The 21,927-nt window shown below is 66.1% G+C and carries 21 protein-coding genes; 12 read left to right on the top strand and 9 right to left on the bottom strand.

The annotated features are described in order from the left end of the window. Positions 1 to 57: 57 nt before the first annotated feature. From ACTHQX_RS16740 to tkt, 3 genes are read right to left on the bottom strand one after another with little or no spacing between them, the layout of a single operon-like run. Positions 58 to 1,692 carry a glucose-6-phosphate isomerase gene (locus ACTHQX_RS16740; protein WP_236803300.1) on the bottom strand — a complete coding sequence of 545 codons (1,635 nt, stop codon included), beginning with the start codon at positions 1,690 to 1,692 and terminating at the stop codon, positions 58 to 60. A gap of 6 nt (positions 1,693 to 1,698) precedes the next feature. Then, positions 1,699 to 2,817 carry a transaldolase gene (gene tal, locus ACTHQX_RS16735; RefSeq protein ID WP_236803301.1) on the bottom strand — a complete coding sequence of 373 codons (1,119 nt, stop codon included), beginning with the start codon at positions 2,815 to 2,817 and terminating at the stop codon, positions 1,699 to 1,701. Positions 2,818 to 2,847: 30 nt separating this feature from the next. Continuing rightward, complete coding sequence (tkt, locus tag ACTHQX_RS16730) at positions 2,848 to 4,965, bottom strand: transketolase (RefSeq protein WP_236809302.1); 2,118 nt, start codon at positions 4,963 to 4,965, stop codon at positions 2,848 to 2,850. 519 nt (positions 4,966 to 5,484) lie between these two features. On the opposite strand from tkt, the gene ACTHQX_RS16725 reads away from it, so the two are divergent. After that, a complete protein-coding gene (locus ACTHQX_RS16725) occupies positions 5,485 to 6,432 on the top strand; it encodes a heme o synthase (RefSeq protein WP_236803302.1) in 948 nt (315 codons plus the stop codon). A 456-nt stretch (positions 6,433 to 6,888) separates the two neighbouring features. Here ACTHQX_RS16725 and ACTHQX_RS16720 read toward each other — a convergent pair whose 3' ends face one another. The 3 genes from ACTHQX_RS16720 to ACTHQX_RS16710 are packed head-to-tail and all read right to left on the bottom strand — an operon-like array spanning position 6,889 to position 9,564. Then, positions 6,889 to 7,833: a COX15/CtaA family protein gene (locus tag ACTHQX_RS16720; RefSeq protein WP_440159027.1), complete on the bottom strand. Its 945-nt coding sequence runs from the start codon at positions 7,831 to 7,833 to the stop codon at positions 6,889 to 6,891. Positions 7,834 to 7,840: 7 nt separating this feature from the next. Further along, entirely contained in the window at positions 7,841 to 8,599 is a 759-nt protein-coding gene (locus ACTHQX_RS16715; protein WP_440159028.1) for an ABC transporter permease, read from the bottom strand. Further along, on the bottom strand, positions 8,596 to 9,564 hold the full coding sequence (locus ACTHQX_RS16710) for an ABC transporter ATP-binding protein (protein ID WP_440159030.1): 969 nt from the start codon (positions 9,562 to 9,564) through the stop codon (positions 8,596 to 8,598). The genes ACTHQX_RS16715 and ACTHQX_RS16710 overlap by 4 nt, the downstream gene beginning before the upstream one ends. Before the next feature lie 130 nt (positions 9,565 to 9,694). On the opposite strand from ACTHQX_RS16710, the gene ACTHQX_RS16705 reads away from it, so the two are divergent. The 6 genes from ACTHQX_RS16705 to ACTHQX_RS16680 all read left to right on the top strand — a co-directional run bounded on the left by ACTHQX_RS16705 (position 9,695) and on the right by ACTHQX_RS16680 (position 14,913). Further along, complete coding sequence (locus ACTHQX_RS16705; RefSeq protein WP_440159031.1) at positions 9,695 to 10,549, top strand: helix-turn-helix transcriptional regulator; 855 nt, start codon at positions 9,695 to 9,697, stop codon at positions 10,547 to 10,549. Next, positions 10,549 to 12,012, top strand: a complete 1,464-nt coding sequence (sufB, locus tag ACTHQX_RS16700) for a Fe-S cluster assembly protein SufB (RefSeq protein WP_236803307.1) — start codon at positions 10,549 to 10,551, stop codon at positions 12,010 to 12,012. The genes ACTHQX_RS16705 and sufB overlap by 1 nt, the downstream gene beginning before the upstream one ends. Continuing rightward, entirely contained in the window at positions 12,012 to 13,253 is a 1,242-nt protein-coding gene (sufD, locus tag ACTHQX_RS16695; RefSeq protein WP_440159033.1) for a Fe-S cluster assembly protein SufD, read from the top strand. The genes sufB and sufD overlap by 1 nt, the downstream gene beginning before the upstream one ends. Before the next feature lie 54 nt (positions 13,254 to 13,307). Further along, the gene (locus ACTHQX_RS16690) at positions 13,308 to 13,667 is read left to right on the top strand and encodes a non-heme iron oxygenase ferredoxin subunit (RefSeq protein ID WP_111904019.1); all 360 of its coding nucleotides are present in this window, start codon (positions 13,308 to 13,310) and stop codon (positions 13,665 to 13,667) included. A gap of 108 nt (positions 13,668 to 13,775) precedes the next feature. Next, positions 13,776 to 14,564, top strand: coding sequence for a Fe-S cluster assembly ATPase SufC (gene sufC / locus ACTHQX_RS16685; RefSeq protein WP_440159034.1), 789 nt, complete (start codon positions 13,776 to 13,778; stop codon positions 14,562 to 14,564). A gap of 16 nt (positions 14,565 to 14,580) precedes the next feature. Continuing rightward, positions 14,581 to 14,913 (top strand): metal-sulfur cluster assembly factor, encoded by a 333-nt coding sequence (locus tag ACTHQX_RS16680; protein ID WP_102973549.1) that lies wholly within the window; start codon positions 14,581 to 14,583, stop codon positions 14,911 to 14,913. 176 nt (positions 14,914 to 15,089) lie between these two features. Here the strand turns inward: ACTHQX_RS16680 and ypfJ are convergent, their stop codons facing one another. Further along, positions 15,090 to 15,986: a KPN_02809 family neutral zinc metallopeptidase gene (gene ypfJ / locus ACTHQX_RS16675; protein WP_236803310.1), complete on the bottom strand. Its 897-nt coding sequence runs from the start codon at positions 15,984 to 15,986 to the stop codon at positions 15,090 to 15,092. A 60-nt stretch (positions 15,987 to 16,046) separates the two neighbouring features. On the opposite strand from ypfJ, the gene ACTHQX_RS16670 reads away from it, so the two are divergent. Both ACTHQX_RS16670 and ACTHQX_RS16665 read left to right on the top strand, forming a co-directional pair. Next, positions 16,047 to 17,513: a class I adenylate-forming enzyme family protein gene (locus ACTHQX_RS16670; RefSeq protein WP_440159035.1), complete on the top strand. Its 1,467-nt coding sequence runs from the start codon at positions 16,047 to 16,049 to the stop codon at positions 17,511 to 17,513. A 31-nt stretch (positions 17,514 to 17,544) separates the two neighbouring features. Next, positions 17,545 to 18,738, top strand: a complete 1,194-nt coding sequence (locus ACTHQX_RS16665; RefSeq protein WP_440159036.1) for a thiolase family protein — start codon at positions 17,545 to 17,547, stop codon at positions 18,736 to 18,738. Positions 18,739 to 18,788: 50 nt separating this feature from the next. Here ACTHQX_RS16665 and ACTHQX_RS16660 read toward each other — a convergent pair whose 3' ends face one another. After that, positions 18,789 to 19,400, bottom strand: coding sequence for a class I SAM-dependent methyltransferase (locus tag ACTHQX_RS16660; protein ID WP_440159037.1), 612 nt, complete (start codon positions 19,398 to 19,400; stop codon positions 18,789 to 18,791). A 309-nt stretch (positions 19,401 to 19,709) separates the two neighbouring features. Further along, positions 19,710 to 20,075 (bottom strand): hypothetical protein, encoded by a 366-nt coding sequence (locus ACTHQX_RS16655; protein WP_440159038.1) that lies wholly within the window; start codon positions 20,073 to 20,075, stop codon positions 19,710 to 19,712. 133 nt (positions 20,076 to 20,208) lie between these two features. Between ACTHQX_RS16655 and ACTHQX_RS16650 the strand changes: the two genes are divergently transcribed. The 3 genes from ACTHQX_RS16650 (at position 20,209) to ACTHQX_RS16640 (ending at position 21,795) form a co-directional block, all read left to right on the top strand. Then, positions 20,209 to 21,153, top strand: a complete 945-nt coding sequence (locus ACTHQX_RS16650) for an alpha/beta fold hydrolase (protein ID WP_440159039.1) — start codon at positions 20,209 to 20,211, stop codon at positions 21,151 to 21,153. A gap of 86 nt (positions 21,154 to 21,239) precedes the next feature. Then, positions 21,240 to 21,545: a hypothetical protein gene (locus tag ACTHQX_RS16645; RefSeq protein WP_111904026.1), complete on the top strand. Its 306-nt coding sequence runs from the start codon at positions 21,240 to 21,242 to the stop codon at positions 21,543 to 21,545. 37 nt (positions 21,546 to 21,582) lie between these two features. Beyond that, a complete protein-coding gene (locus tag ACTHQX_RS16640; RefSeq protein ID WP_440159040.1) occupies positions 21,583 to 21,795 on the top strand; it encodes a hypothetical protein in 213 nt (70 codons plus the stop codon). The last annotated feature ends 132 nt before the right edge of the window (positions 21,796 to 21,927 follow it).

Raw genomic sequence — 21,927 nt, 5'->3', positions numbered from 1 at the left:
GGACCGGCCCGCTGACCTTCTGCCGTTCAAAGTATCTGGCATGGTTAATTCAGGGCCTTAGCTCTCAGTGGCGGACGTTGCCTTGCCGGCAAGCGACGAAACGATCTCCTGCAGCTGGGCAACGCCCGCTGCCCGGTCGGTGAGGTGCAGGCGCAGCACCGGCCGGCCGTGTTCGCTCAGTACCTGAGCGTCGCCGGCAGCCTGGGCCGTGATCAGCTCACCGAACGTGAACGGACGGTCCGGAATGGCGAGGTCCGTGGCAGACGCCGCTGTGACCTGCAGGAAGACACCGATCGCCGGGCCGCCCTTGTGGAACTGGCCGGTGGAGTGCAGGAACCGGGGCCCCCAGCCGAAGGTAACAGGCCGGCCGCTCACGGCGGCAAGTTCGTCCCGGACGCCCTCGAGCTGGGCGTAGGCCAGGCGGTCGAAGTAGGCCTGGACGCTCAGGTAGCCGTCGCTGCCCAGCTGTGCCAGCAACGCGGAGACCGCGTCGGTTGCTGAGCCGGCGTCGCCGAGCCATTCTCCGCCGCGGACCTCGATGGCACCGTCGGTAAAGTTGGCCGGCGTCGGTTCCGGCTGGGCGTCCAGCAGGCCACGGGCAGCCACCTTGGCGGCTTCCACGTCGGGCTGGTCAAACGGGTTGATGCCCAGGAGACGCCCGGCCACAGCGGTGGCGAACTCCCACACCATCATCTGCGAGGCGAGGCCGCCGGCAATGGCAACTTCGTTCTCGCCGAGTTCGACGTCGGCGTCCGTGCTGACGAGGCGGACCACCAGGACGTCTTCAGCGCCGGAAGTGACTTCCGGGGCGTCCGGGCCGGCGACAACCGGCAGGACGCCGGTGCCGAGCTTGCCCGTGGACTCAGCGATGAGCTGTTCGGCCCAGTCAGCGAATCCCACGATGCCGGAGCCGTCCTCCGCGATGACGATCTTGTCGCGCAGCGGGTTGGTGCCGCCCAGCGCGGCCCCCAGGACCAGCCCGATGTTCTCGGGAGCGTCCTCGTTCAGGATCTCCGCGGCTTCTTCAGCCTCGTCCAGCAGGGCTGCGATGTCCACGCCGGCCAGACCGGACGGGACGAGCCCGAAGGCCGTCAGCGCCGAGTAACGTCCGCCCACGTTCGGGTCCGCGTTGAAGACCGCACGGTAGCCGGCCTCGCGTGAGGCCTTGTCCAGCGGGGACCCGGGATCGGTGACCACGATGATCCGGCTCTTCGCATCGAGGCCGGCCTCCGTGAAGGCGTGCTCGAAGATCCGCCGCTGCGAATCGGTTTCCAGTGTTGAACCGGACTTCGAGGAAACCACGATGGCGGTTTCAGCGAGGCGGTCCGCGAGGGCAGCACCGACCTGTTCGGGGTCGGTGCTGTCCAGCACAGTCAGCTCGACGCCAGCGGTGCCGGCGATGACCTCAGGAGCAAGCGAGGAGCCGCCCATGCCGCAGAGGGCAATGCGGGTAACACCCTCCGCTTTCAGGGCATCGCGGAGCTCCAGGATGCCGTCCACCAGGGGCCGGGAGACGGTGGCCGCCTCGACCCAGCCGAGGCGGATGGCCGACTCGGCTTCCGCATCGGGACCCCACAGGGTGTGGTCCTTGGCGAAGATCCGGGTGGCGACGCGGTCTTCCACGAGGGCGGGCAGGTGCTGCTCAAGAGCCTTCCGGGCGGAACCGGTGGCGTCGTAGCTGAGTGTGCTCATGTTGGGTTAGGAAGCCTTCCGTGCGGTGGCGAGGGCGCCTTCGACGTCTGCCAGGAGTTCCTTCCAGCTGGCAACAAACTTGTCCAGGCCTTCGGATTCCAGCAGGGCAACGACCTCGTTGTAGGACACACCGAGGGCATCAAGGGCGTTGAGGGTGGCGTTCGCTTCATCGTAGCCGTTGGTGACGGTGTCGCCCGTGACCACGCCGTGGTCGAACGTGGCGTCCAGGGTCTTCTCCGGCATGGTGTTCACGACGTGAGGGGCAACGAGCTCGGTGACGTAGAGGGTGTCGGGGTAAGCCGGGTCCTTCACGCCGGTAGAAGCCCACAGCGGGCGCTGCGGCAGTGCGCCGGCTTCGGCCAGCACGGCCCAGCGCTCGGTGGAGAAGAGCTCCTCGTAGACCTGGTAGGCGAGGCGGGCATTGGCAACGCCGGCCTTGCCCTTGAGGGCCTTGGCTTCCTCGGTGCCGATCGCGTCCAGGCGCTTGTCGATTTCCGTGTCCACGCGGGAGACGAAGAAGGAGGCGACGGAGTGGATCTTGGACAGGTCGTGGCCGTTGTCCCTGGCCTGCTCCAGACCGCTCTGGAAGGCGTTGATGACGGCGCGGTAGCGCTCCAGCGAGAAGATCAGGGTCACGTTGACGCTGATGCCCTCGGCCAGGGTTGCCGTGATGGCTTCCAGGCCCTCCAGCGTGGCCGGGATCTTGATGTGCACGTTGTCGCGGTTGACCTTCTTGTAGAGGTGCTTCGCTTCGGCGATGGTGCCGGCGGTGTCCCACGCGAGTCGGGGGTCCACCTCGATGGAGACACGGCCGTCAACACCCTTGGTTGCCGCGGCAATCGGGGCGAAGAGGTCGCAGGCGTCGGCGACGTCCGTCGTCGTGATTTCGAAGATGGTCTCTTCGATGGAGGCGCCGGCAGCGGCCTGGGCCGCGATGGTGGCGTCGTAGTCCGTGCCGGAGGTGATGGCGGCGTGGAAGATGCTGGGGTTCGTGGTGACACCAACAACGTTCTTCTCTTCGATCAGCTTCTGCAGCGTTCCGGTCTTCAGACGGCCCCGGGAGAGGTCATCGAGCCAGATGGAAACGCCGGCGTCGGAAAGCTGCTGGGTGGGAGTGCTAGTCATTTCTAATCTCCTTGAACTGTGGGGGTGCTGTCAGGACTGGAGTCCGGCGAGGGAATCCTTGGCGGCGGCGGCAACAGCTTCTGCCGTGATGCCGAATTCCTGGAACAGGCGCTTGTAGTCGGCGGATGCGCCGTAGTGCTCGAGGCTGATGGAGCGGCCGGCGTCGCCGACGAACTCGCGCCAACCCTGGGACAGACCGGCTTCAACCGAAACGCGGGCCTTGACCGCTGCGGGCAGGACTGCCTCGCGGTAGGCGGCGTCCTGCTTGTTGAACCACTCGACGCACGGCATGGACACCACGCGGGCGGCGATGCCTTCGGCCTGCAGTGCTTCGCGGGCCTGCACGGCCAGCTGGACTTCCGAGCCGGTGCCGATCAGGATGACCTGCGCGTCCACGGTCTTGCCGTCCTTGGACGCCTCGGCCAGGACGTAACCGCCCTTGGCGACGCCTGCGGTCGAGCCGAACGTGTCACCCTCGGCCGCGCCCTCGCCACGCTCGTACGTGGGGATGTTCTGGCGGGTCAGGACGATGCCGGCCGGGTTCTCGTGGTTCTCCAGCATGGTCTTCCACGCTGCCGCGACCTCGTTGGCATCGCCCGGACGGACGACGTCGAGACCCGGGATGGCTCGCAGCGAAGCGAGCTGCTCCACCGGCTGGTGCGTCGGGCCGTCCTCGCCGAGGCCGATGGAGTCGTGCGTCCAAACGTACAGGGACGGCACGCCCATGAGGGCGCCGAGGCGGATGGCCGGACGCTGGTAGTCGCTGAAGATCAGGAACGTGCCGGAGAACGCGCGGGTCTTGCCGTGCAGGCTGATGCCGTTCACGATCGAAGCGGCGGCGTGCTCACGGATACCGAAGTGCAGGACGCGTCCGTACGGGTTGCCGGACCATGCGTTGGTCTGCTTGCCCGCGGGAACGAACGACGGCGAGCCCTCGATCGTGGTGTTGTTCGACTCGGCGAGGTCGGCCGAGCCGCCCCAGAGTTCCGGCATGACCGGGCCGATGGCGTTCAGGACCTTGCCGGACGCGGCGCGGGTGGAGACGTCCTTGCCAGCCGGGAAGACCGGGAGAACGCCGTCGAGCTCGGTGGGCAGCTGGCGGGCTTCCACGCGCTCCAGCAGGGCAGCACCTTCCGGGTTGGCGGACTGCCAGGCGGAGAAGGCTTCTTCCCATTCCTTGCGTGCGTGGGCACCGCGGTCGACGACGGCGCGGGCGTGGGCCAGCACGTCCTCGTCCACCTCGAAGGACTTCTCGGGGTCGAAGCCGAGGACGTTCTTCAGTGCTGCCACTTCTTCCGAACCCAGGGCGGAGCCGTGGATCTTGCCGGTGTTCTGCTTCTTCGGGGCCGGGTAGCCGATGATGGTGCGCAGCGAAATGATGGACGGCTTGGAGGTTTCAGCCTTGGCGGCCAGAAGTGCCGAGTACAGCTCCTGGACGTCTTCCTTGTAGTCGCCGGTCTTGGTCCAGTCAACGCGCTGGGCGTGCCAGCCGTAGGCCTCGTAACGCTTCAGGACATCCTCGGTGAAGGCGATATCGGTGTCGTCCTCGATGGAGATGTGGTTCTCGTCGTAGATGACCACGAGGTTGCCGAGCTCCTGGTGGCCGGCGAGGGAGGAGGCCTCGGAGGTCACACCTTCCTGGAGGTCGCCGTCGGAAGCGATCACCCAGATGGTGTGGTCGAACGGGCTGGTGCCGGGGGCGGCGTCGGCGTCGAACAGGCCGCGCTGGCGGCGCTGGGAGTACGCAAAGCCCACGGAGGAGGCCAGGCCCTGACCCAGCGGCCCGGTGGTGATCTCCACGCCGGCGGTGTGCTTGTACTCGGGGTGGCCCGGGGTGAGGGAGCCCCAGGTGCGCAGTGCTTCCAGGTCCTTCAGTTCCAGGCCGTAGCCGGAGAGGAACAGCTGGATGTACAGCGTCAGGGACGTGTGGCCGGGGGAGAGGACGAAACGGTCGCGGCCGATCCAGTCCGGGTTCTTCGGGTCGTGCCGCATCAGCTTCTGGAACAGGAGGTATGCGGCCGGCGCCAGGCTCATCGCGGTACCGGGGTGGCCGTTGCCCACCTTCTCCACGGCGTCCGCGGCCAGGACACGCACGGTGTCAACGGCGCGCTGGTCGAGGTCGGTCCAGGTCAGTTCTTGCTCTTTCACATGTGCCACGGAATCCGGGCCCCTCTCTGTGTTAAACGGCAAGCGGTAATGACACACAGCGGCAGGGCATAATTGGTGCCCGCTGCATTTGTGCCTACCAGCCGTTCACCATTGAAACGTTGATCTTCATTCAGTCGCCGGACGGTCTGGAATGCGGTTTCTTGCCCGTCTTCCAGTGTGCGCTGATCTGCAGACAGCTTAGCTCCATTCCACACTTCGGGCGGCCAAAATCTCACCAGTTGGACGCAATTTCTCTTTTGTGAATCATCCGTGCGGTGAGGCTGCGTTAATGTGATTGAAGCAAGCACGAACGAATCATTTTCAGTGATTTGCCGTCACAAGCCGATGCCAGCGATCCATGCGGGACCGCGGTATGATATCGGGAGGCCACCGGCGGGCCGGGCGGGTTCTAGTGCGCAGATGACAGCCCCGTCAGCCGCCGGTGAGGAATCGGTCCGGACCGCGTGTCCGGGCGCACCGATCAGATAAACAGCCAGACAGAAACAGAGTGACTGCCACGTGAGCACAACAGATACGCCGCTGACCTCTTCCCGGGTCCACGGAAGAGCCGGACTAGCCCGCAAGGCGAAGGCGTACCTTGCACTCACCAAGCCCAGGGTCATTGAACTCCTGCTGGTCAGCACCCTGCCCACCATGATTTACGCCCAGCGTGGCTTCCCGTCACTCGGCCTCATCTTGGCCACCCTCGTGGGCGGCGCCTTCGCCGCTGGCAGCGCGGGTGCCTTCAACTGCTACATCGACCGCGACATCGACAAGCTGATGCACCGCACCGAGAAGCGGCCCCTGGTCACCGGTGAGGTCACGCCCCGCGAGGCCTTGATCTTTGCGTGGCTGCTGGGCGCCGCGGCCATCGCCATCCTCTGGTTCGGCGCGAACCCGCTTTCCGCCTGGCTCGGACTGGGTGCCATCGTCTTCTACGTGGTCATCTACACGATGATTCTCAAGCGCCGCACGGCCCAGAACATCGTCTGGGGCGGCGCCGCGGGCTGTTTCCCCGTGCTGATCGCCTGGTCCGCCGTGACCAACACGGTCGAGTGGCCGGCCATCGTCCTGTTCATGGTGATCTTCCTTTGGACCCCGCCGCACTACTGGCCGCTGTCCATGCGCTACGGCGAGGACTACCGCAACGCCAACGTGCCGATGCTCGGTGCCATCGCCGGCGCCAAGGTCGTGTCCGTCCAGGTGGTCCTGTACGCCTGGGCCATGGTTGCCTGCTCGCTGCTCATGATCCCGGCCGGCAGCGCCGGCTGGGTGTACACCGCCGTTGCGGTACTGGCCGGTGCCTGGTTCCTGTACGAGTCCCACGCCCTCTACAACCGGGCGCAGGGTGGGGACCTCTCCGACAAGGGCGCCATGAAGGTCTTCCACGGCTCCATCAGCTACCTGACCCTCCTCTTCATCGCGCTGGCCGTCGACCCGTTCGTCGGCTCGCCGATCATGGGCTAACCCACAAGGCAAAACGCGTCCTCAGGTCCTGCAGGTTTCCCTGCGACGCTTCCTCACCTCCTGCAGGTTTTCCCCCAACGCGTCGTCACATCCGGCAGGTTTACCCCCAACGCGTCCTCACCTCCTGCAGGTTTTCCCCCAACGCGTCGTCACCTCCTGCAGGTTCCCCTGCGACGCTTCCTCACCTCCTGCGGGTTTCCCTGCGACGCGTCCTCAGGTCCTGCGCTGAAATGTAGAAATGCTCCCTCACTCAGGTGAGGGAGCATTTCTTGTCTCACCCGAAGCAGCGAGATGCAAGCATAGGGTGAAAGGGCGGCAGGACCTGAGGAAGCGACGGGAGTGAAGCGGCAGGACCTGAGGACGCGTCAGGAAAAACGCGACGGGAGGTGAAGACGCGTCAGGAAAAACGCGACGGGACCTGAGAAAGCGTTGGCCTGGGGAAGCGCCCGGGAAGAGCTACCTGACGGGGCTGGAGCGGGCGATGTCGGCCGCGTTGGTTGCCGCGCTCATGAGCAGGGCCGCGCCCAGCATGTGCGCGCCCACGAGGAGCGCGGGAATGCCGTTGTAGTACTGCGTGAACCCGATGACGGCCTGCAGCACCGTCACGCCGAGGAGCATCAGCACGGCCGACCGGAACGTCCCCGCAATGCCGCGGCGGAACACGAAGTAGACGGCGAGCAGCGTGCCGGCGGTGACCAGGTAGGCGGGCACGGCATGGATGTGCGAGAAGAGGTCCCAGTCCAGGTCGTTCCGGGGCGCATTGGCGTCCCCCGCGTGCGGTCCGGCGCCGGTCACCACGACGCCCAGCATGACGGCGATCGCGGAGAACAGCGCGACGGCGGTCATCACTGGCCGCAGGACCCCAGGCAGGGCGGTGAGGGGACGGGTGCGGAACCCGCCCGTCCTGCCGTACGCACGGTTGACCAGCAGTGTGGCAAAAACCACCAGGGCCATGGACACCAGGAAATGCAGCCCGACAACCCAGGGATTCAGCTGGGTCAGCACAGTGATGCCGCCAATGATGGCCTGCGCAGGGATGCTCGCCAGCAGGCCCAGGGCCAGCAGGAACAGGTCCTTGCGCTCCTTGCGCAGGTTCCACAAGTAGACGAGCATGAGTGCCGCGACGGCGGCCAGGGCAAACGTCAAGAGCCGGTTCCCGAACTCGATGAAGCCGTGGATGCCCATCTCGGGGGTATTCACCAGAGAATTGTTCGTGCACCTGGGCCAGGTGGGGCAGCCAAGGCCCGAGGCGGTCAGTCGGACGGCGCCGCCGGTGACCACCAGGACCGTCTGCCCGATCAGGGACAGCACGGCAAGGCGGCGGACGGTCGAATCGACGGTGACCGGAAGCTTGGATGCCAGGCGGCCGACGAACTGGGGGAGGCGCGAAGCCGTACTCACGTTATTCTCAATTCCATTTGAACCAGCGGATGGCTGCTGCGCCGGCGAGAACCGTCCACATCAGCAGGACAAGGACAGCGTTGCCGTTGACGGCGCCGTGCAGGAAGGCGTCCCGCAGCCCTTCGCCGAGGGACCCGGACGGCAGCAGGTGAACGGTGTTCTGGGCGAGCTCCGGCAGCCGCTGCATGGGGATGACGATGCCGCCCAGGGCGCCGAGCAGGATCCACAGCAGGTTGGTGATGGCCAGCGTGGCTTCGGGCCGGACAGTGCCCGCCACCAGCAGCCCCAGTGCGGTGAACGCGGCCGCGCCCAGCACCAGCATGCAAAGGCCGGGCAGCACGCCCAGCAGATCGGGGCGCCATCCGAGCGGGAAGGCGACGGCGGCGACGATGACCACCTGGATCACCAGGACGGCCAGGACGGCGAGGATCTTCCCGGCGATGAGGCCGGCCCGTCCCAGCGGCGTGGTGGACAGGAACCGCAGCACTCCATACCGCCGGTCGAAGCCCGTGGCGATGCCCTGCCCGGTGAACGCAGTGGACATGGCACACAGCGCTAGGATGCCCGGGACCGCGACATTGACCCGGCTGTCCCCCATGCCGTCGAGCAGCGGGGTGACCGTGAGCCCGATCAGGGCAAGAAGGGGCAGGACCACCGCGAGGATCAGCTGCTCGCCGTTCCGGAGCATGGTCGCGGCCTCGTATTTACCCTGCAGCAGGATCCGGCGGAGCAGGGGAGCGGGAGTGCTGCCCGTGGCTGTCGTCATCGGATTTCCCTTCCGGAAATGTCAAGGAATACGTCTTCGAGGCTCCGCGCCTCCATGCTCAGCGAGCCCGGCATGATGCCGTGGTGTGCCCACCAGGCGGTCAGCGCTGCGAGGTCCTCAGGGGTCAGCGCGCCGGTGGCCGTGTAACTGCCGGAACGCGTCTCGCGGACCTCGATTTCGGCCGCCAGAACGCCGGTGAAGTCCAGTCCCGGCAGTGCTTCGAAGTGCAGCGTCCGGACATGGTCCCTGTGGGGCGTCTCGGGCATGTTGTGCTGCAGCAGCTGGGCAACGGTGCCCTCCGCAACGTTCCTGCCGGCGTCGATGATGTACACGTAGTCGGCCAGCCGCTGTGCATCATCCATGAGGTGGGTGGTGAGGATGATCCCCATCCCGCTGTCCCGGAGTTCCGCGATCAGGTCGAAGACCAACTGGCGGGACTGCGGGTCCAGCCCGGCGCTGGGTTCGTCCAGGAACAGGACCTCGGGGTTGCCGATCAGGGCGGCGGCGAGAGCGAGTCGCTGCTTCTGTCCGCCGGAGAGCCTGCGGACATTGGTCCTGCTGAAGGTGTCGATGCCCAGCCGCTGCACCAGCTCATCCAGCGGCCTGGGATTGCGGTACATGCCGGCAATGTGCCGGAGCAGGGGGATGGGACGGGCCGACGGCGGGAGGCCGCCGTCCTGGAGCATGACGCCGACGCGGGCGCGCAGTTCCGCACCGGCGGTGCCGGGATCCGAGCCGAGCAGCGTAATACTTCCGCCCGTGCGCTTCTGGAGCCCCTGCGCGCATTCTATGGTGGTAGTCTTGCCGGCGCCGTTGGCACCGAGCAGCGCCGTGACCTCGCCGCGGCCGGCGATGAGTGAGACGTCACTCACCACCCTGAGCATCTTGCCATCGAGGGTGGGCAGCGGACCGACGTCCTTGATGAGCCCGTCGATGGTCAACACGGGGGATTTGGGGGATCGCACCCCAGCATTCTACGTGAAGTAGTACTGTCACTGGTGAGCCGGCGTACTGCCGCCTGACCGGCGCAGCCACCGGGCTCAGGTCAGCCTTGCCTTACTGGAACACCGCAATAAATTACGACATGATTGTGTTGTGTATTCCATGACCAACACCACTTCCGTGCCATTGGCCGGGCAGAGTGCGCCGACAGGTGCACCGCGCGGTGAAAAGCGTGCTGCCCTGGCGTCCGTGCCGGCAGTGGCCGACGCCGACGAGCGCACGCGTGACCGCGTCCTCAGCGCCGTCCTGGAGCACGGGCCGGTCAGCGCAGCCGAACTGGGTGACCTCCTCGGTTTCACACCGGCCGCCGTACGCCGCCACCTGGACCACCTGTCCCGCGCCGGCGTGATCGAGGTCAAGCGCGTGGCCCGCGCAGGCGCCGGTGCCGGCCGCCCCGCCCGCCGCTACGTCCTCAGCTCCCAGGGCCAGTCCTCACTGGGCGACGATTACCTGAACATTGCCACCCTGGCGCTCAAGCAGCTCGGCGTGATGGCGGGGGACGAAGCCGTCCGCCAGTTCGCCGTCGAGCGTTTTGCGGAGATGGAACGCCGCTACGCCCCCGAGGTGGAAGCCGCCGGAACGGACATCACGGCCCGTGCGCAGGCCCTGTCCGCCGCCCTGTCCCGGGACGGCTTCGTCGCTTCCACTGCGTCCATTGAAGCCAAGGCCCCGCTGCCGGCGGCGCTGTCCAGCGTCCAGCTGTGCCAGGGCCATTGCCCCATCCAGCAGCTGGCCACCCAGTTTCCCGTGTTCTGCGACGCGGAAACGGAAATGTTTTCGCGCCTCGTTGGTGTCGATGTCCGCAGGCTTTCCACGCTCGCCCGCGGGGGACACGTCTGCACCACCCACATACCCACAGGCCGTCCGGCCGTGTCGGTGGCGCAGGCCGCCGGCAGCCAGCCGGACAACCTGAACGAAGTATCCAACCATCTGCAAGAAAGGCCGTGATGACGGACCAACTATCAGAGAAGAAGGTTGCCGAGCCTGGTGTTATCGCCGAGATTCTGGAGAAGAATCCCGAGCTGCACGGCATCGGAACCTATGAGTACGGCTGGGCCGACAAGAACGACGTCGGCGCTAACGCCCGCCGCGGCCTCAACGAGGACGTGGTCCGCGACATCTCGGCCAAAAAGAGTGAGCCGGAATGGATGCTGGACCTGCGCCTGAAGGGTCTGAAGTACTTTGACCGCAAGCCCATGCCCACCTGGGGCGCGGACCTGTCCGGCATCGACTTCGACAACATCAAGTACTTTGTGCGCTCCACCGAGAAGCAGGCCGCTTCCTGGGAGGACCTGCCCGAGGACATCCGCAACACGTACGAGAAGCTCGGCATTCCGGAAGCTGAGCGCAGCCGCCTGGTCTCCGGTGTGGCAGCCCAGTACGAGTCCGAGGTCGTGTACCACCAGATCCGCGAGGACCTTGAGGCCCAGGGCGTCATCTTCCTGGACACGGACACCGCGCTGCGCGAGCACCCGGAGATCTTCCAGGAGTACTTCGGCACCATCATCCCGGTGGGCGACAACAAGTTCGCCTCGCTGAACACGGCCGTATGGTCCGGCGGTTCCTTCGTGTACGTGCCCAAGGGCGTGCACGTCGACATCCCGCTGCAGGCTTACTTCCGCATCAACACGGAAAACATGGGCCAGTTCGAGCGCACGCTGATCATCGCCGACGAGGACTCCTACGTCCACTACATCGAAGGCTGCACGGCGCCGATCTACACCTCGGACTCGCTGCACTCGGCCGTCGTCGAGATCGTGGTCAAGAAGGGCGCCCGCGTCCGGTACACCACCATCCAGAACTGGTCCAACAACGTGTACAACCTCGTGACCAAGCGCGCCATCTGCGAAGAGGGCGGCACCATGGAGTGGATCGATGGCAACATCGGCTCCAAGGTCACCATGAAGTACCCGGCCGTCTACCTCACGGGCGAGCACGCCAAGGGTGAGACCCTGTCCATCGCGTTCGCCGGCGAGGGCCAGCACCAGGACACCGGCTCCAAGATGGTGCACATCGCGCCGAACACGAAGAGCTCCATCATCTCCAAGTCCGTTGCCCGCGGCGGCGGACGCGCGGCCTACCGTGGCCTGGTCCAGATCCGCGAGGGTGCCAAGCACTCCGCGAACACGGTGCGCTGCGACGCGCTGCTGGTGGACACCATCAGCCGCTCGGACACCTACCCGTACATCGACATCCGCGAGGATGACGTGCAGCTGGGGCACGAGGCAACCGTCTCGCGCGTCTCCGAGGAGCAGCTCTTCTACCTCATGTCCCGCGGCATGCGCGAAGACGAAGCCATGGCCATGATCGTGCGCGGCTTCATCGAGCCGATCGCCCGCGAGCTGCCGATGGAATACGCCCTCGAGCTGAACCGCCTCATTGAACTCCAGATGGAAGGATCCGTCGGTTAATGACTGCCGAAATTACTACTGAAAAGGCCCGCATCGGGGCGCCTTCCATCGCAGGTTTCACCGAGGAAGGCGAGGGCCTGGTCTCCGCCAAGGTGGACCACAGCCACAACCACGGCGTCACCGTCATGTCTTCGCGCGCCGAACGGCTCACGAGCTTCGACGTCGCCGACTTCGCGCTGCCCACCGGCCGTGAAGAGGAATGGCGCTTCACCCCGGTCCGCGGACTGGCCAACCTGTTCTCGGACGCAGCCACGGATGGCGACGCGGCCGCGTTCACCGTGGAAGCCCCCGAAGGCTACGTCCGCGGCAGCCTGGCACAGGGAGCCGCCCCGCGCGGCACCGTCCTGGCCCCGGCCGACCGGGCCGCCGTCGTCGCCTCCGCCAACACGGATGAGGCCCTGCACGTGGTCATCCCGGCCGACGCCGAACCGGCTGAGCCGGTGCGCATCCTGGTCGACGGTGCGGGCGCAGGCCGCCGCTCCAACGCACACTTCGTGCTGGAAGCCGGCGCCAACTCCCGCAGCGTCGTCATCGTGGAACACACTGGCGCGGCGGACCACAACGGCAACCTGGAAGTGATCGTCGGCGACGGCGCGCACCTCACCGTGATTTCCGTGCAGCTCTGGGAAGACGACGCTCGGCACCTGGGCCAGCACGACGCCCAGGTGGGCAAGGACGCCGTCTACAAGCACATCGCCGTTTCCCTTGGCGGTTCCGTGGTACGCCTGAACTCCAACGTCCGCTTCTCCGGTGAGGGCGCCGAGGCCGAGCTGCTGGGCCTCTACTTCGCCGACGCCGGCCAGCACCTGGAGCACCGGTCCTTCGTTGACCACAACGTGGCCAACTGCAAGTCCAACGTGCTCTACAAGGGCGCCCTGCAGGGCAAGAACGCGCACACCGTCTGGGTGGGCGACGTGCTGATCCAGAAGCAGGCCCTGGGCACCGACTCGTACGAGAAGAACCAGAACCTGGTGCTCACCGACGGCTGCCGCGCGGACTCCGTGCCCAACCTCGAAATCGAGACGGGCCTCATCGAGGGTGCCGGCCACGCCAGCTCCACCGGACGTTTCGACGACGAGCACCTGTTCTACCTGATGGCCCGCGGCATTCCCGAAGACGTGGCCCGGCGGCTCGTCGTGCGCGGCTTCCTCAACGAGATCATCCAGCAGATCAAGGTTCCGGCACTCGAAGAGCGCCTGACCGCGGAAGTCGAGCGCGAGCTCGTCGCCAACGAGAACTGACCCTACGGACCGGGCCCGGCCCAACCAGCCGGAAACTACAGCACAGGACAACGGATGACTGAACAGCCAAAGGGCGAACTCGTCTGCAACGCAAACGAGATCCAGCCCAAGCAGGCCCTACGGATCCTGATCGACGACTACCCGGTCGCGATCGTCAAGGACTCGATGGGAGAGATCCACGCAATCGGTGATACGTGCTCGCACGCCGACATCTCGCTTTCCGAGGGCGAGGTGGAGGGCTGCGCCATCGAGTGCTGGGGCCACGGCTCCCAGTTCGACCTGCGCTCCGGCGAACCCCTGCAGCTGCCTGCCTACGACCCCGTTCCGGTGTTCGCGGTGGAGATCCACGGAGACGGCGTCTACGTGGACACCACCAACGTCCTGAACGGCGCCGAAGCGCCGAACTTCAGCTAATCCGCAGCCCACGCTGAAGCCCGGCCGGGCCTGAAGCAGAACTTAATAACTTCCAGACCAAAGACCGCACCGCCGACACAACGGCAGGTGCAGAGGAGAACAAGACACATGTCTACTCTTGAGATCAAGGACCTGCACGTCAGCATCGACACCGAGCAGGGCACCAAGGAGATCCTGAAGGGCGTCAGCCTGACCATCCGCACCGGTGAGACCCACGCCATCATGGGCCCCAACGGCTCCGGCAAGTCCACGCTGGCCTCCACCATCGCCGGCCACCCCCGGTACAACGTCACCGGCGGCACCATCACCCTGGACGGCGAAGACGTGCTGGCCATGAGCGTTGACGAGCGCGCCCGCGCCGGCGTCTTCCTCGCCATGCAGTACCCGGTTGAGGTTCCGGGTGTCACCATGACCAACTTCCTGCGGACCGCCAAGACTGCCATCGACGGTGAGGCACCCAAGCTGCGCACCTGGACCAAGGACGTCAAGGACGCCATGCAGCAGCTGCGCATCGACGCCGACTTCGCACAGCGCAACGTCAACGAAGGCTTCTCCGGCGGTGAGAAGAAGCGCGTGGAGATCCTGCAGCTGGAACTCTTCAAGCCGAAGTTCGCTGTGCTCGACGAGACCGACTCCGGCCTGGACGTGGACGCCCTCAAGGTTGTCTCCGAAGGCGTCAACCGTGCGCACGCCACCGGCAACATGGGCACGCTGCTCATCACGCACTACACCCGCATCCTGCGCTACATCAAGCCTGACTTCGTGCACGTGTTCGTGAACGGCCAGGTTGTGGAAGAGGGCGGCCCGGAACTGGCCGACCGCCTGGAAGAAGAAGGCTACGACCGCTACGCCGGTGCTGCCGGAACCGCCGCGGCTGCCGCAGCGGTCCAGGCCTAGTTAGGACTGACTGACCATGACCGAAATCGACGCAGCCCGCACCGGGCTGGAGGATGTCGAAGAGGCACTCAAGGACGTCATCGACCCCGAGCTCGGGGTTAACATCGTGGACTTGGGCCTGCTGTACGGCCTCAAGTACTCGGAGGACGACGGCGCCCTGCTGATCGACATGACCCTCACTACGGCGGCCTGCCCGCTGACCGACGTGCTCGAGGAGCAGGTCGGCAAGGCGCTTGACGGCGTCGTGGATGACTGGCGCCTGAACTGGGTATGGATGCCGCCATGGGGTCCGGAGCGGATCACCGACGACGGCAAGGACCAGATGCGGGCCCTCGGCTTCAACATCTGATCCCAAAGTACGACGACGGCCGGTCGCCTTCTTCACGAAGGTGACCGGCCGTCGTCGTCCCCACCGGCCCCCTAACCTCGCAAGCTCGGCCAGGGAACCCTCCCCACTACCTCCCCAATCTCGCAAGCTCGATTGGGGCCCCTCGGTAGCGTGGGCCCAGGCGTGGGCCCAGGGGTTCAAAGTGTTGCCGCGCTGAACGTGTCGCACTGGTTGATGTCGCCGGTCTTGTAGCCCTGGTAGAACCACTTCTGCCGCTGGGCGCTGGAACCGTGGGTCCAGCCCTCCGGCGTGACGCGGCCCGTGGCGGCCTTCTGGATCCGGTCGTCGCCGACTGCGGAGGCTGCCGAGAGCGCGTCGTTCAGGTCCTGCTGCTTGAGCGGCTCAAGGAAGGGCTTGCCGGTCTTTGGGTCCTTCTGCGTGGTGGCGTACCGGGTCCAAAGCCCTGCATAGCAGTCGGCCTGCAACTCCACCCGGACCGCGCCGGATTCCGCGCCCTGCGGATCCTGCTGCGCCTTGTCCAGGTCGCCGAGGATGTTCTGGATGTGGTGGCCGAACTCATGGGCCACCACATATTCCTGGGCCAGGGGCCCGCCGGAGGAGCCGAAGCGGGTGACGAGGTCCTGGAAGAACCCTGGATCGAAGTAGGCGGTGGTGTCCGCCGGGCAGTAGAACGGGCCAACTTCGGACGTGGCTGCACCGCAGCCGGTGCGCGTGCCGCCCTCGAACAGCACAGTCTTGGGCCGGGGGTACTTCACGTTGTACTCGGCGAGGTAGGCGGGCCAGAAGGCATTCAGGCTGTTGACCGTTCCGGTGATGCGGCAGTCGAGGCGCTGATCTGCATCGGAGCCAAGTTTGCACTCGGCCGGAGCCGTTCCCTGGCTTTGGCCGGGCTGTTCCTGGCCGCTGCCCAGGAGTGGGCCCAGCATTTGCGGGTTGATCCCGAACAGGGCGGCAAGGAGCAGGACGACGCCGCCGCCGATGCCTCCGCCGATTTTCGCGCCGCGGCCAGCTCCGCCGCCACGCCTGTCTTCCACCTGGGATGGGTCCAGCTCGACCCCGTCATTGAAGCTCATGTTGTCACAATAGTCTTTGGAGCAAGGCCGTGGTGGGTGCCGCCCGGTAAAGTTGGTCCGATGCCTTTTCTCAACAATCTTCAGCGTTGGGCCGATGAACGCCCCGACGACACCGCCGTCGTCGTGGCCGGAAAACGTCTCAGCTGGGCCGAACTGCGCGACGGTGCGCAGGCCGCCACAGCCTCCAGTACAGCCCGTGTCACGGTTCTCGCCCAACCGAACTCCACCCAGTTCGCCGTTGAGTTCGCCGCTGCCGTCGCCGGTGACCGCGAGTGCGCGGTTTTGGACCCCACCTGGCCCCACGCGCTGCAGGACGAGATTGTCCAGCGGCTGGGCAGTGGTCCCAACGGCCGTGGTGTCAACGGCAGCAGTGTCAACGGCAGCGGTGTCAACGGCAGCGGCGCTGACCCGTTTCCGGGGAGCGCCGGCACCGGTCTGGCGGACGGGGATCCGGCGTCCTCGTTCCTCATCGGCCTGACCTCCGGCACCACCTCCGTGCCCAAGGCCTTCACCCGCTCGCGCCGCTCCTGGCAGCAGTCGTTCGAGGCCTCCATGGAATTTTTCGGGCTGAGCCAGCAGGACAAAACGCTCGCACCGGGCCCGTTGGCCGCCAGCCTCAACCTGTACGCCTTGGCCGAATGCCTGTACGCCGGTTCTGAGTTCCACACCCTGGAATCTTTCGACGTCGGGGACGTCCACGCCGCCATCACTTATGACGGCATCACACGGCTGGTGCTGGTGCCCACCATGCTGCGGCTGCTCAGCGAACGCGGGCTGCTGGGCTGCGTGGACGCATCGGGCGTCCGGACCATCATCTGTGCGGGCTCAAAGCTGGATGCGCGCACACTGGAGGCGGCCCGCCGGTGGGCCCCGCACGCCACCATCTTCGAGTACTACGGTGCGTCGGAGCTCAGTTTTGTCTCCGGCGCCGGCCTGGCCGCAGGGGAGCCGTTCTCTGCCGGGAGCACCGCGATCGGCCGGCCGTTCCCGGGCGTCGAGGTGCGGATCCTTGACGACTCGGGAAACGGGCTCCCCGACGGGGCCGCAGGCAACATCAGCGTCCAAAGCGGCATGGTCAGCAACGGCTACCTCTGGGGCGACGACGGCCAGGCGCTGCGCTGCTTCGACGGCTGGTTCACTGTGGGGGACCAGGGCTACCTGTCGGACGGGGTGCTGCACATCCTCGGCCGGCGCGCGGACATGATCATCACCGCAGGCAAGAACGTCTACCCCCACGAGGTCGAGCTGGCGCTGTCCTCCGTCCCCGGGGTGGCCTCGGCCATCGCTGCGGGCATGGACGACGACCTCCGCGGGCAGCGCGTGGTGGCCGGCATCGTTCCCTCACACGGCGGAGTCACCGCCACCCAGCTCAAAACCGGACTGGAGGACGTCCTGGCCAAGGACAAGCGGCCGCTGCAGTACTACGCCCTGGATGAGCTTCCAGTAACGGACCGCGGAAAGGTGAGCCGGCGGCTGCTGCTCGACTGGATAGCGGCCCGCGACAGCCGGGTCCGGCACCTTGTCTAGGAGCGCGGCGTCTAGGGGCACGGCGTCAGGCGTGCAGCTCGAGCTGCCTGATGACCGGCAACCGGTGATCATCGCGGCGCTGCGCACGCCCATCTGCCGGGCGAACGGTGCGCTGAAGCACCTGCGCTCCCACGAGCTCCTGGCCCCGGTCCTCAGCGCGCTGCTGACTGACACGGGTGTGGACGCGGGCGAGGTGGCTGACGTCGTCGTCGGCAACGCCGTGGGCGCGGGCGGCAACGTCGCGCGGCTTGCGGCCCTTGAAGCTGGCCTGCCCGTCACCGTTCCCGGCCTCACCGTAGACCGGCAGTGCGGCTCCGGCCTCGACGCCGTCGTCCTCGCATCGCGGCTCGTCGCAGCTGGCGGCGGCACGTACCTTGCGGGCGGCGTCGAAAGCATCAGCACGGCACCGCTGCGCGCACACCGGAACGACGACGGCGAAGCCGCCTTCTTTAGCCGCGCACAGTTTGCGCCGCACGGCCACGGGGACCCCGACATGGGAGTCGCGGCCGAGAACGTGGCCCGGGAGTACGGCATCAGCCGCGCGCGGCAGGACGAGTTTGCGCTGCGCAGCCACCGCAGGGCGGTGGCTGCGCAGGCCGCCGGCATGTTCGCCCGGGAGACAGTGGCGCTGCCGGCCGACTCTGGATCAGCGGCAATAACGGCCGACGACGGTCCCCGCCCCAAGCTCAGCGAAGCCCTGATGGCGCGGTTCCCCGCGGCATTCGTGGAATCCGGCACTGTCACCGCCGGAAATTCGTGCTTCGACGCGGACGGGGCAGCCGCCGTCGTCATCACCTCGCTGGCCAGGGCCCGGGAACTGGGCGCTGCCGACGCCCTGGTGGTGCTCGGCACGGAGACCGCCGGGGTGGAACCGAAGCTGCTGGGCATCGGTGCCACGTCCGCCGCCTCGCGCCTGCTGGCTGCTAAGTCCGTGGATGCCGCGGAAGTGGACCTCGTGGAATTCAACGAGGCTTTCGCCTCGCAGACCATCGCCTGCCTGGACCGCCTCGGGATCGACTCCCTTCGGGCCAACGCCGACGGCGGGGCGCTGGCTTTGGGCCACGCCTACGGGGCGTCCGGCGCCGTGCTGGTCACGAGGCTGCTCGCGCAGGCCCGGCAGGTACCGAATCAAACACCCTCCGCCCAAGGAAAGCTCGCCCTGGCGATGATCAGCATCGCCGGCGGCATGGGCACGGCGGCGCTGTTCCGCCACATTCGGCTCTAGGTCCGGCAGGCGAACCCACGGAGTGCATCCGCTCGTCCGGCGCAGGCATGCTAACCCTCCGGGGTGGTCCTGACGGCGATTATTGCCACGTGCGGCCGACTTTCCGGTTCAGTGCGGACATGGACTTCCTGAACTTCAAACCCTGTGGCGAGTAGGTGCTGGCTCATTGCGCCCACGGACCAGTAGTACGCGGTCGTGACGGCGTGCGGGAATGGTTCGCCGGCGGGACCCTCGAAGAATCCGAGAAGGATGCTGCCTTCCGGCTTCACGCAACGGGCAAACTCACCAAGAACGAGGGGCAATTCAGCAGGCGCAAGATGGATCAACGAATACCACGCGAGGACGCCTGCCAGCCGTCCGTCCGGAACTCCTAACGCCCGGAGTGTTGCCACCCGAAACCGTGTCGCCGGAAACCGGCTTCGCGCCTTGTCGATGAAGATGGGAACCAGATCGATGCCCTCAACGTCTGCACCATGGTTCGCGAGAAGTGCCGTCCAGTGGCCCGGACCGCAGCCTGCATCGATGGCTGGGCCACGGAGGGATTTACCCCAGCCGGCTATAAGCCGCTGATCCTCCTCATGGGCTGCGTCAGTTGTCCCGAACAGCGCCGTGTACTCCGCTGCTCGAGTGGCGTACGCGTGCTGAACCATAATGTCCGTCATCGTGCGAGCCTACCTACGCCGGTCACAGGCTGTCGGCGCGTCGCTATCGCGGTTTCCGCATGACTCCCTGGCCTGTCGCCAAAAAAGTCGCGACACCCGGGATGAAGGAGGTGGCGATGGCTGCTGGCAACGGGATATTGCCGTTCACCCAGAGGGCGCCGAATAACGATATCGCCGCCACTAAAAGCCCTGCGAAAGCAGCAAATACCTTGGTCTTATTCCTCGTCCCCATGCGGAACAGCTTACCGCTGGATCCGGAAGGAGCTGAGGCGTCCGGGCCGCGCGGCCCGGCTGGCGGTGCGCTTGCACTTACTGGGATGCGGTGATGACCACCGCAAGAACTGAAAGAATCCCGACGGCGATCACCGGCTTGTTCCACGTTGACGTGACACTATCTCGCGCACAGGCGATTCCGCCGCTGCGGGCATGGTGCCAGGCGGCAACGACGGCGTCCTGTCCGGTTTTCGCTTCGGGCTCGCTGATCCGCTCGTTGCTCGGCAAAATGCTGTAGGGGCGGCTCTTCAAATCGCTCAGATGCTGGAAGCCTGCTCCAAGCGCTGCAGTCGGCGTGGGGGCGCCCCAACTGACATACTTCCTGCCCGCCGCCCAGATGACCGTGGTGAAGCGAACCTCGATGTCCTCTATTGTCCCGAACGGGATCCGGTGATCACGCAAGCCATTGATGACTTCGAACCCGCAGCCGTCAACGCGCAGGCATGGCCGTCAAGCCTCATCGGTTCCCCCATCGACAATCTGACGCTTGCACTGACCCTACCCTTGCCAGGGTCCTTCTCGTAGCCTTTGTTGAATGACTGGGGAAAATGAAGGACGGGTAAAAGTTAGCGGGGCAGAAGTTTACTGGGAGACGTCAGGGAACCCTGCCGGGATTCCCGTGCTGTACCTCCACGGCGGTCCCGGTGCTGCTCCCGGTCAGGGCTACCGGACCCGCCATGATGCTTCAAGATTCTGGACCGTCGGGTTACATCAGCGCGGCTGCGGCAGAAGTTCGCCGACAGTTCAGGACAACCTGAGCTCCTTGTCCGCAAACACCACTCAAACCTTGATCGAGGACATCGAAGCCGTGCGGACGCATCTCCGTATTGGGAAGTGGATTGTCACGGGGGCATCCTGGGGTAGCACGCTTGCCTTGGCATATGCCCTTCAGCACCGCGACCGTGTGCATGGAGTCGCGCTGATGGCCGTGACTGCGGGGAGCCGCGACGAAGTCGAATGGATCACCGAGGGCGTGGGCCGGATCTTCCCGGAGGCGTGGGCGGAGTTCTCAAGCCGAGCCGGATGCCGGCCCGGGGAACGAATCGTGGATGCGTACACCCGCCGCCTCGCGGGCCCGGACCGGGACGACGCCGCCGCGGCAGCCTTGGCGTGGGACCGTTGGGAGTCGACGCATATCTCACTGGATCCGCTGTGGCAGCCCGGCGCGATGTTCGACGACGACCGCAAGCGCATGACCTGCGCCATTCTCGTTACACACTACTGGTCCCATGACTGCTTCCTCACTGGCGGGCAGGCCATCATGGAAAGGGTCCATCAACTCAACGGAATTCCCGGCTACCTCATTCACGGCCGGAGAGACGTTAGCGGGCCCGTCATCACGCCCTGGAAGCTTCATCAGCGGTGGGAGGACAGCCATCTCATTGTGGTCGAGAAGGAGGGGCATGGAGGCCCGGAATCCCTGGCCGCGCTTGTCGGGGCCGTCGAAGAAATTGCAGCCGGTGTGTCCCGACCGGACTGAAGGTACACAACAGGAACGGACATAGTGATTTAGGCTTACTCCACATCTCGCGTCCGCCCGTCGCGAGCGAAAGAGAGGCAGAGCCAATGCAGCCCGACCTTGGCCAGCGTGCCGCGAACGAGCACGCCGACGTCGCACGGTCCCTTCTCTCCGCCGCAGAGCAAGCACTCTCAGGCGCCGATGTCGATGCCGAACTGCAGACCAGACTGGCCCAGGCCCACGCCACCCTTGCCCTCGCGCTCGAAACGCGCGCCGCAGCGTATGACACCCGGACTGCCGCGTACGTCGCATATCTGGCGACGCTGAAATCAGATGCCCGCGCGGACAACAAACAGCACGCCGCCGTCGTCGCGAAGCTCGTCCGCGACCGCCTCGGCTTCGAATCCGAGTAGCGGGCCAGCTGCCCGCAGCGAGGCTAAGGAGGTTTCCATGGCAACCATGTGGTGGAAAGGCCTGGCTGACTTTGAGCGGGACCTGCGTACTGCAAGCGATGAAAAGGTCGAAGTGATGCGCCGGTGGGCAAGCGACAAGGAAGACTCTGCCGACGCTCCCGGCATGGGCCGGGCACCCAAAGCCCGACGCCATTTCAGGCAGATGCGTATGGCAGCTGAACACGAGCTCGCAGAACGGGGCAGGTGGTAAGGATCCGGAACGCATGCCCGCAGCGGGCCCTCGGCTCCGCCGCTCCGAGTAGTCATCGGCGGTTTGCAGGAACCTGCGCCGTCGGATTTGTTCGCCGAGTAGCGGGCAGCTGTCGGCCCTGCCTGGCGGGCC

Origin of the sequence: Arthrobacter sp. SAFR-023, from assembly GCF_051965295.1 — a bacterium.
In the GTDB taxonomy this organism is placed as follows: domain Bacteria; phylum Actinomycetota; class Actinomycetes; order Actinomycetales; family Micrococcaceae; genus Arthrobacter.
The sequence above is the reverse complement of the archived record's forward strand: the minus strand, read 5'-3'. Positions and strand labels throughout refer to the sequence as shown.

What these genes read in the sequence shown, in the direction of transcription:
- tal (WP_236803301.1), bottom strand. Translation starts at nt 2,817, where the DNA reads ATGACTAGCACTCCCACCCAGCAGCTTTCCGACGCCGGCGTTTCCATC.
- ACTHQX_RS16715 (WP_440159028.1), bottom strand. Translation starts at nt 8,599, where the DNA reads ATGACGACAGCCACGGGCAGCACTCCCGCTCCCCTGCTCCGCCGGATC.
- ACTHQX_RS16740 (WP_236803300.1), bottom strand. Translation starts at nt 1,692, where the DNA reads ATGAGCACACTCAGCTACGACGCCACCGGTTCCGCCCGGAAGGCTCTT.
- ACTHQX_RS16645 (WP_111904026.1), top strand. Translation starts at nt 21,240, where the DNA reads ATGCAGCCCGACCTTGGCCAGCGTGCCGCGAACGAGCACGCCGACGTC.
- ACTHQX_RS16680 (WP_102973549.1), top strand. Translation starts at nt 14,581, where the DNA reads ATGACCGAAATCGACGCAGCCCGCACCGGGCTGGAGGATGTCGAAGAG.
- sufD (WP_440159033.1), top strand. Translation starts at nt 12,012, where the DNA reads ATGACTGCCGAAATTACTACTGAAAAGGCCCGCATCGGGGCGCCTTCC.
- ACTHQX_RS16660 (WP_440159037.1), bottom strand. Translation starts at nt 19,400, where the DNA reads ATGACGGACATTATGGTTCAGCACGCGTACGCCACTCGAGCAGCGGAG.
- ACTHQX_RS16640 (WP_440159040.1), top strand. Translation starts at nt 21,583, where the DNA reads ATGGCAACCATGTGGTGGAAAGGCCTGGCTGACTTTGAGCGGGACCTG.
- ACTHQX_RS16690 (WP_111904019.1), top strand. Translation starts at nt 13,308, where the DNA reads ATGACTGAACAGCCAAAGGGCGAACTCGTCTGCAACGCAAACGAGATC.
- sufC (WP_440159034.1), top strand. Translation starts at nt 13,776, where the DNA reads ATGTCTACTCTTGAGATCAAGGACCTGCACGTCAGCATCGACACCGAG.
- ypfJ (WP_236803310.1), bottom strand. Translation starts at nt 15,986, where the DNA reads ATGAGCTTCAATGACGGGGTCGAGCTGGACCCATCCCAGGTGGAAGAC.
- ACTHQX_RS16650 (WP_440159039.1), top strand. Translation starts at nt 20,209, where the DNA reads ATGACTGGGGAAAATGAAGGACGGGTAAAAGTTAGCGGGGCAGAAGTT.
- ACTHQX_RS16670 (WP_440159035.1), top strand. Translation starts at nt 16,047, where the DNA reads ATGCCTTTTCTCAACAATCTTCAGCGTTGGGCCGATGAACGCCCCGAC.
- sufB (WP_236803307.1), top strand. Translation starts at nt 10,549, where the DNA reads ATGACGGACCAACTATCAGAGAAGAAGGTTGCCGAGCCTGGTGTTATC.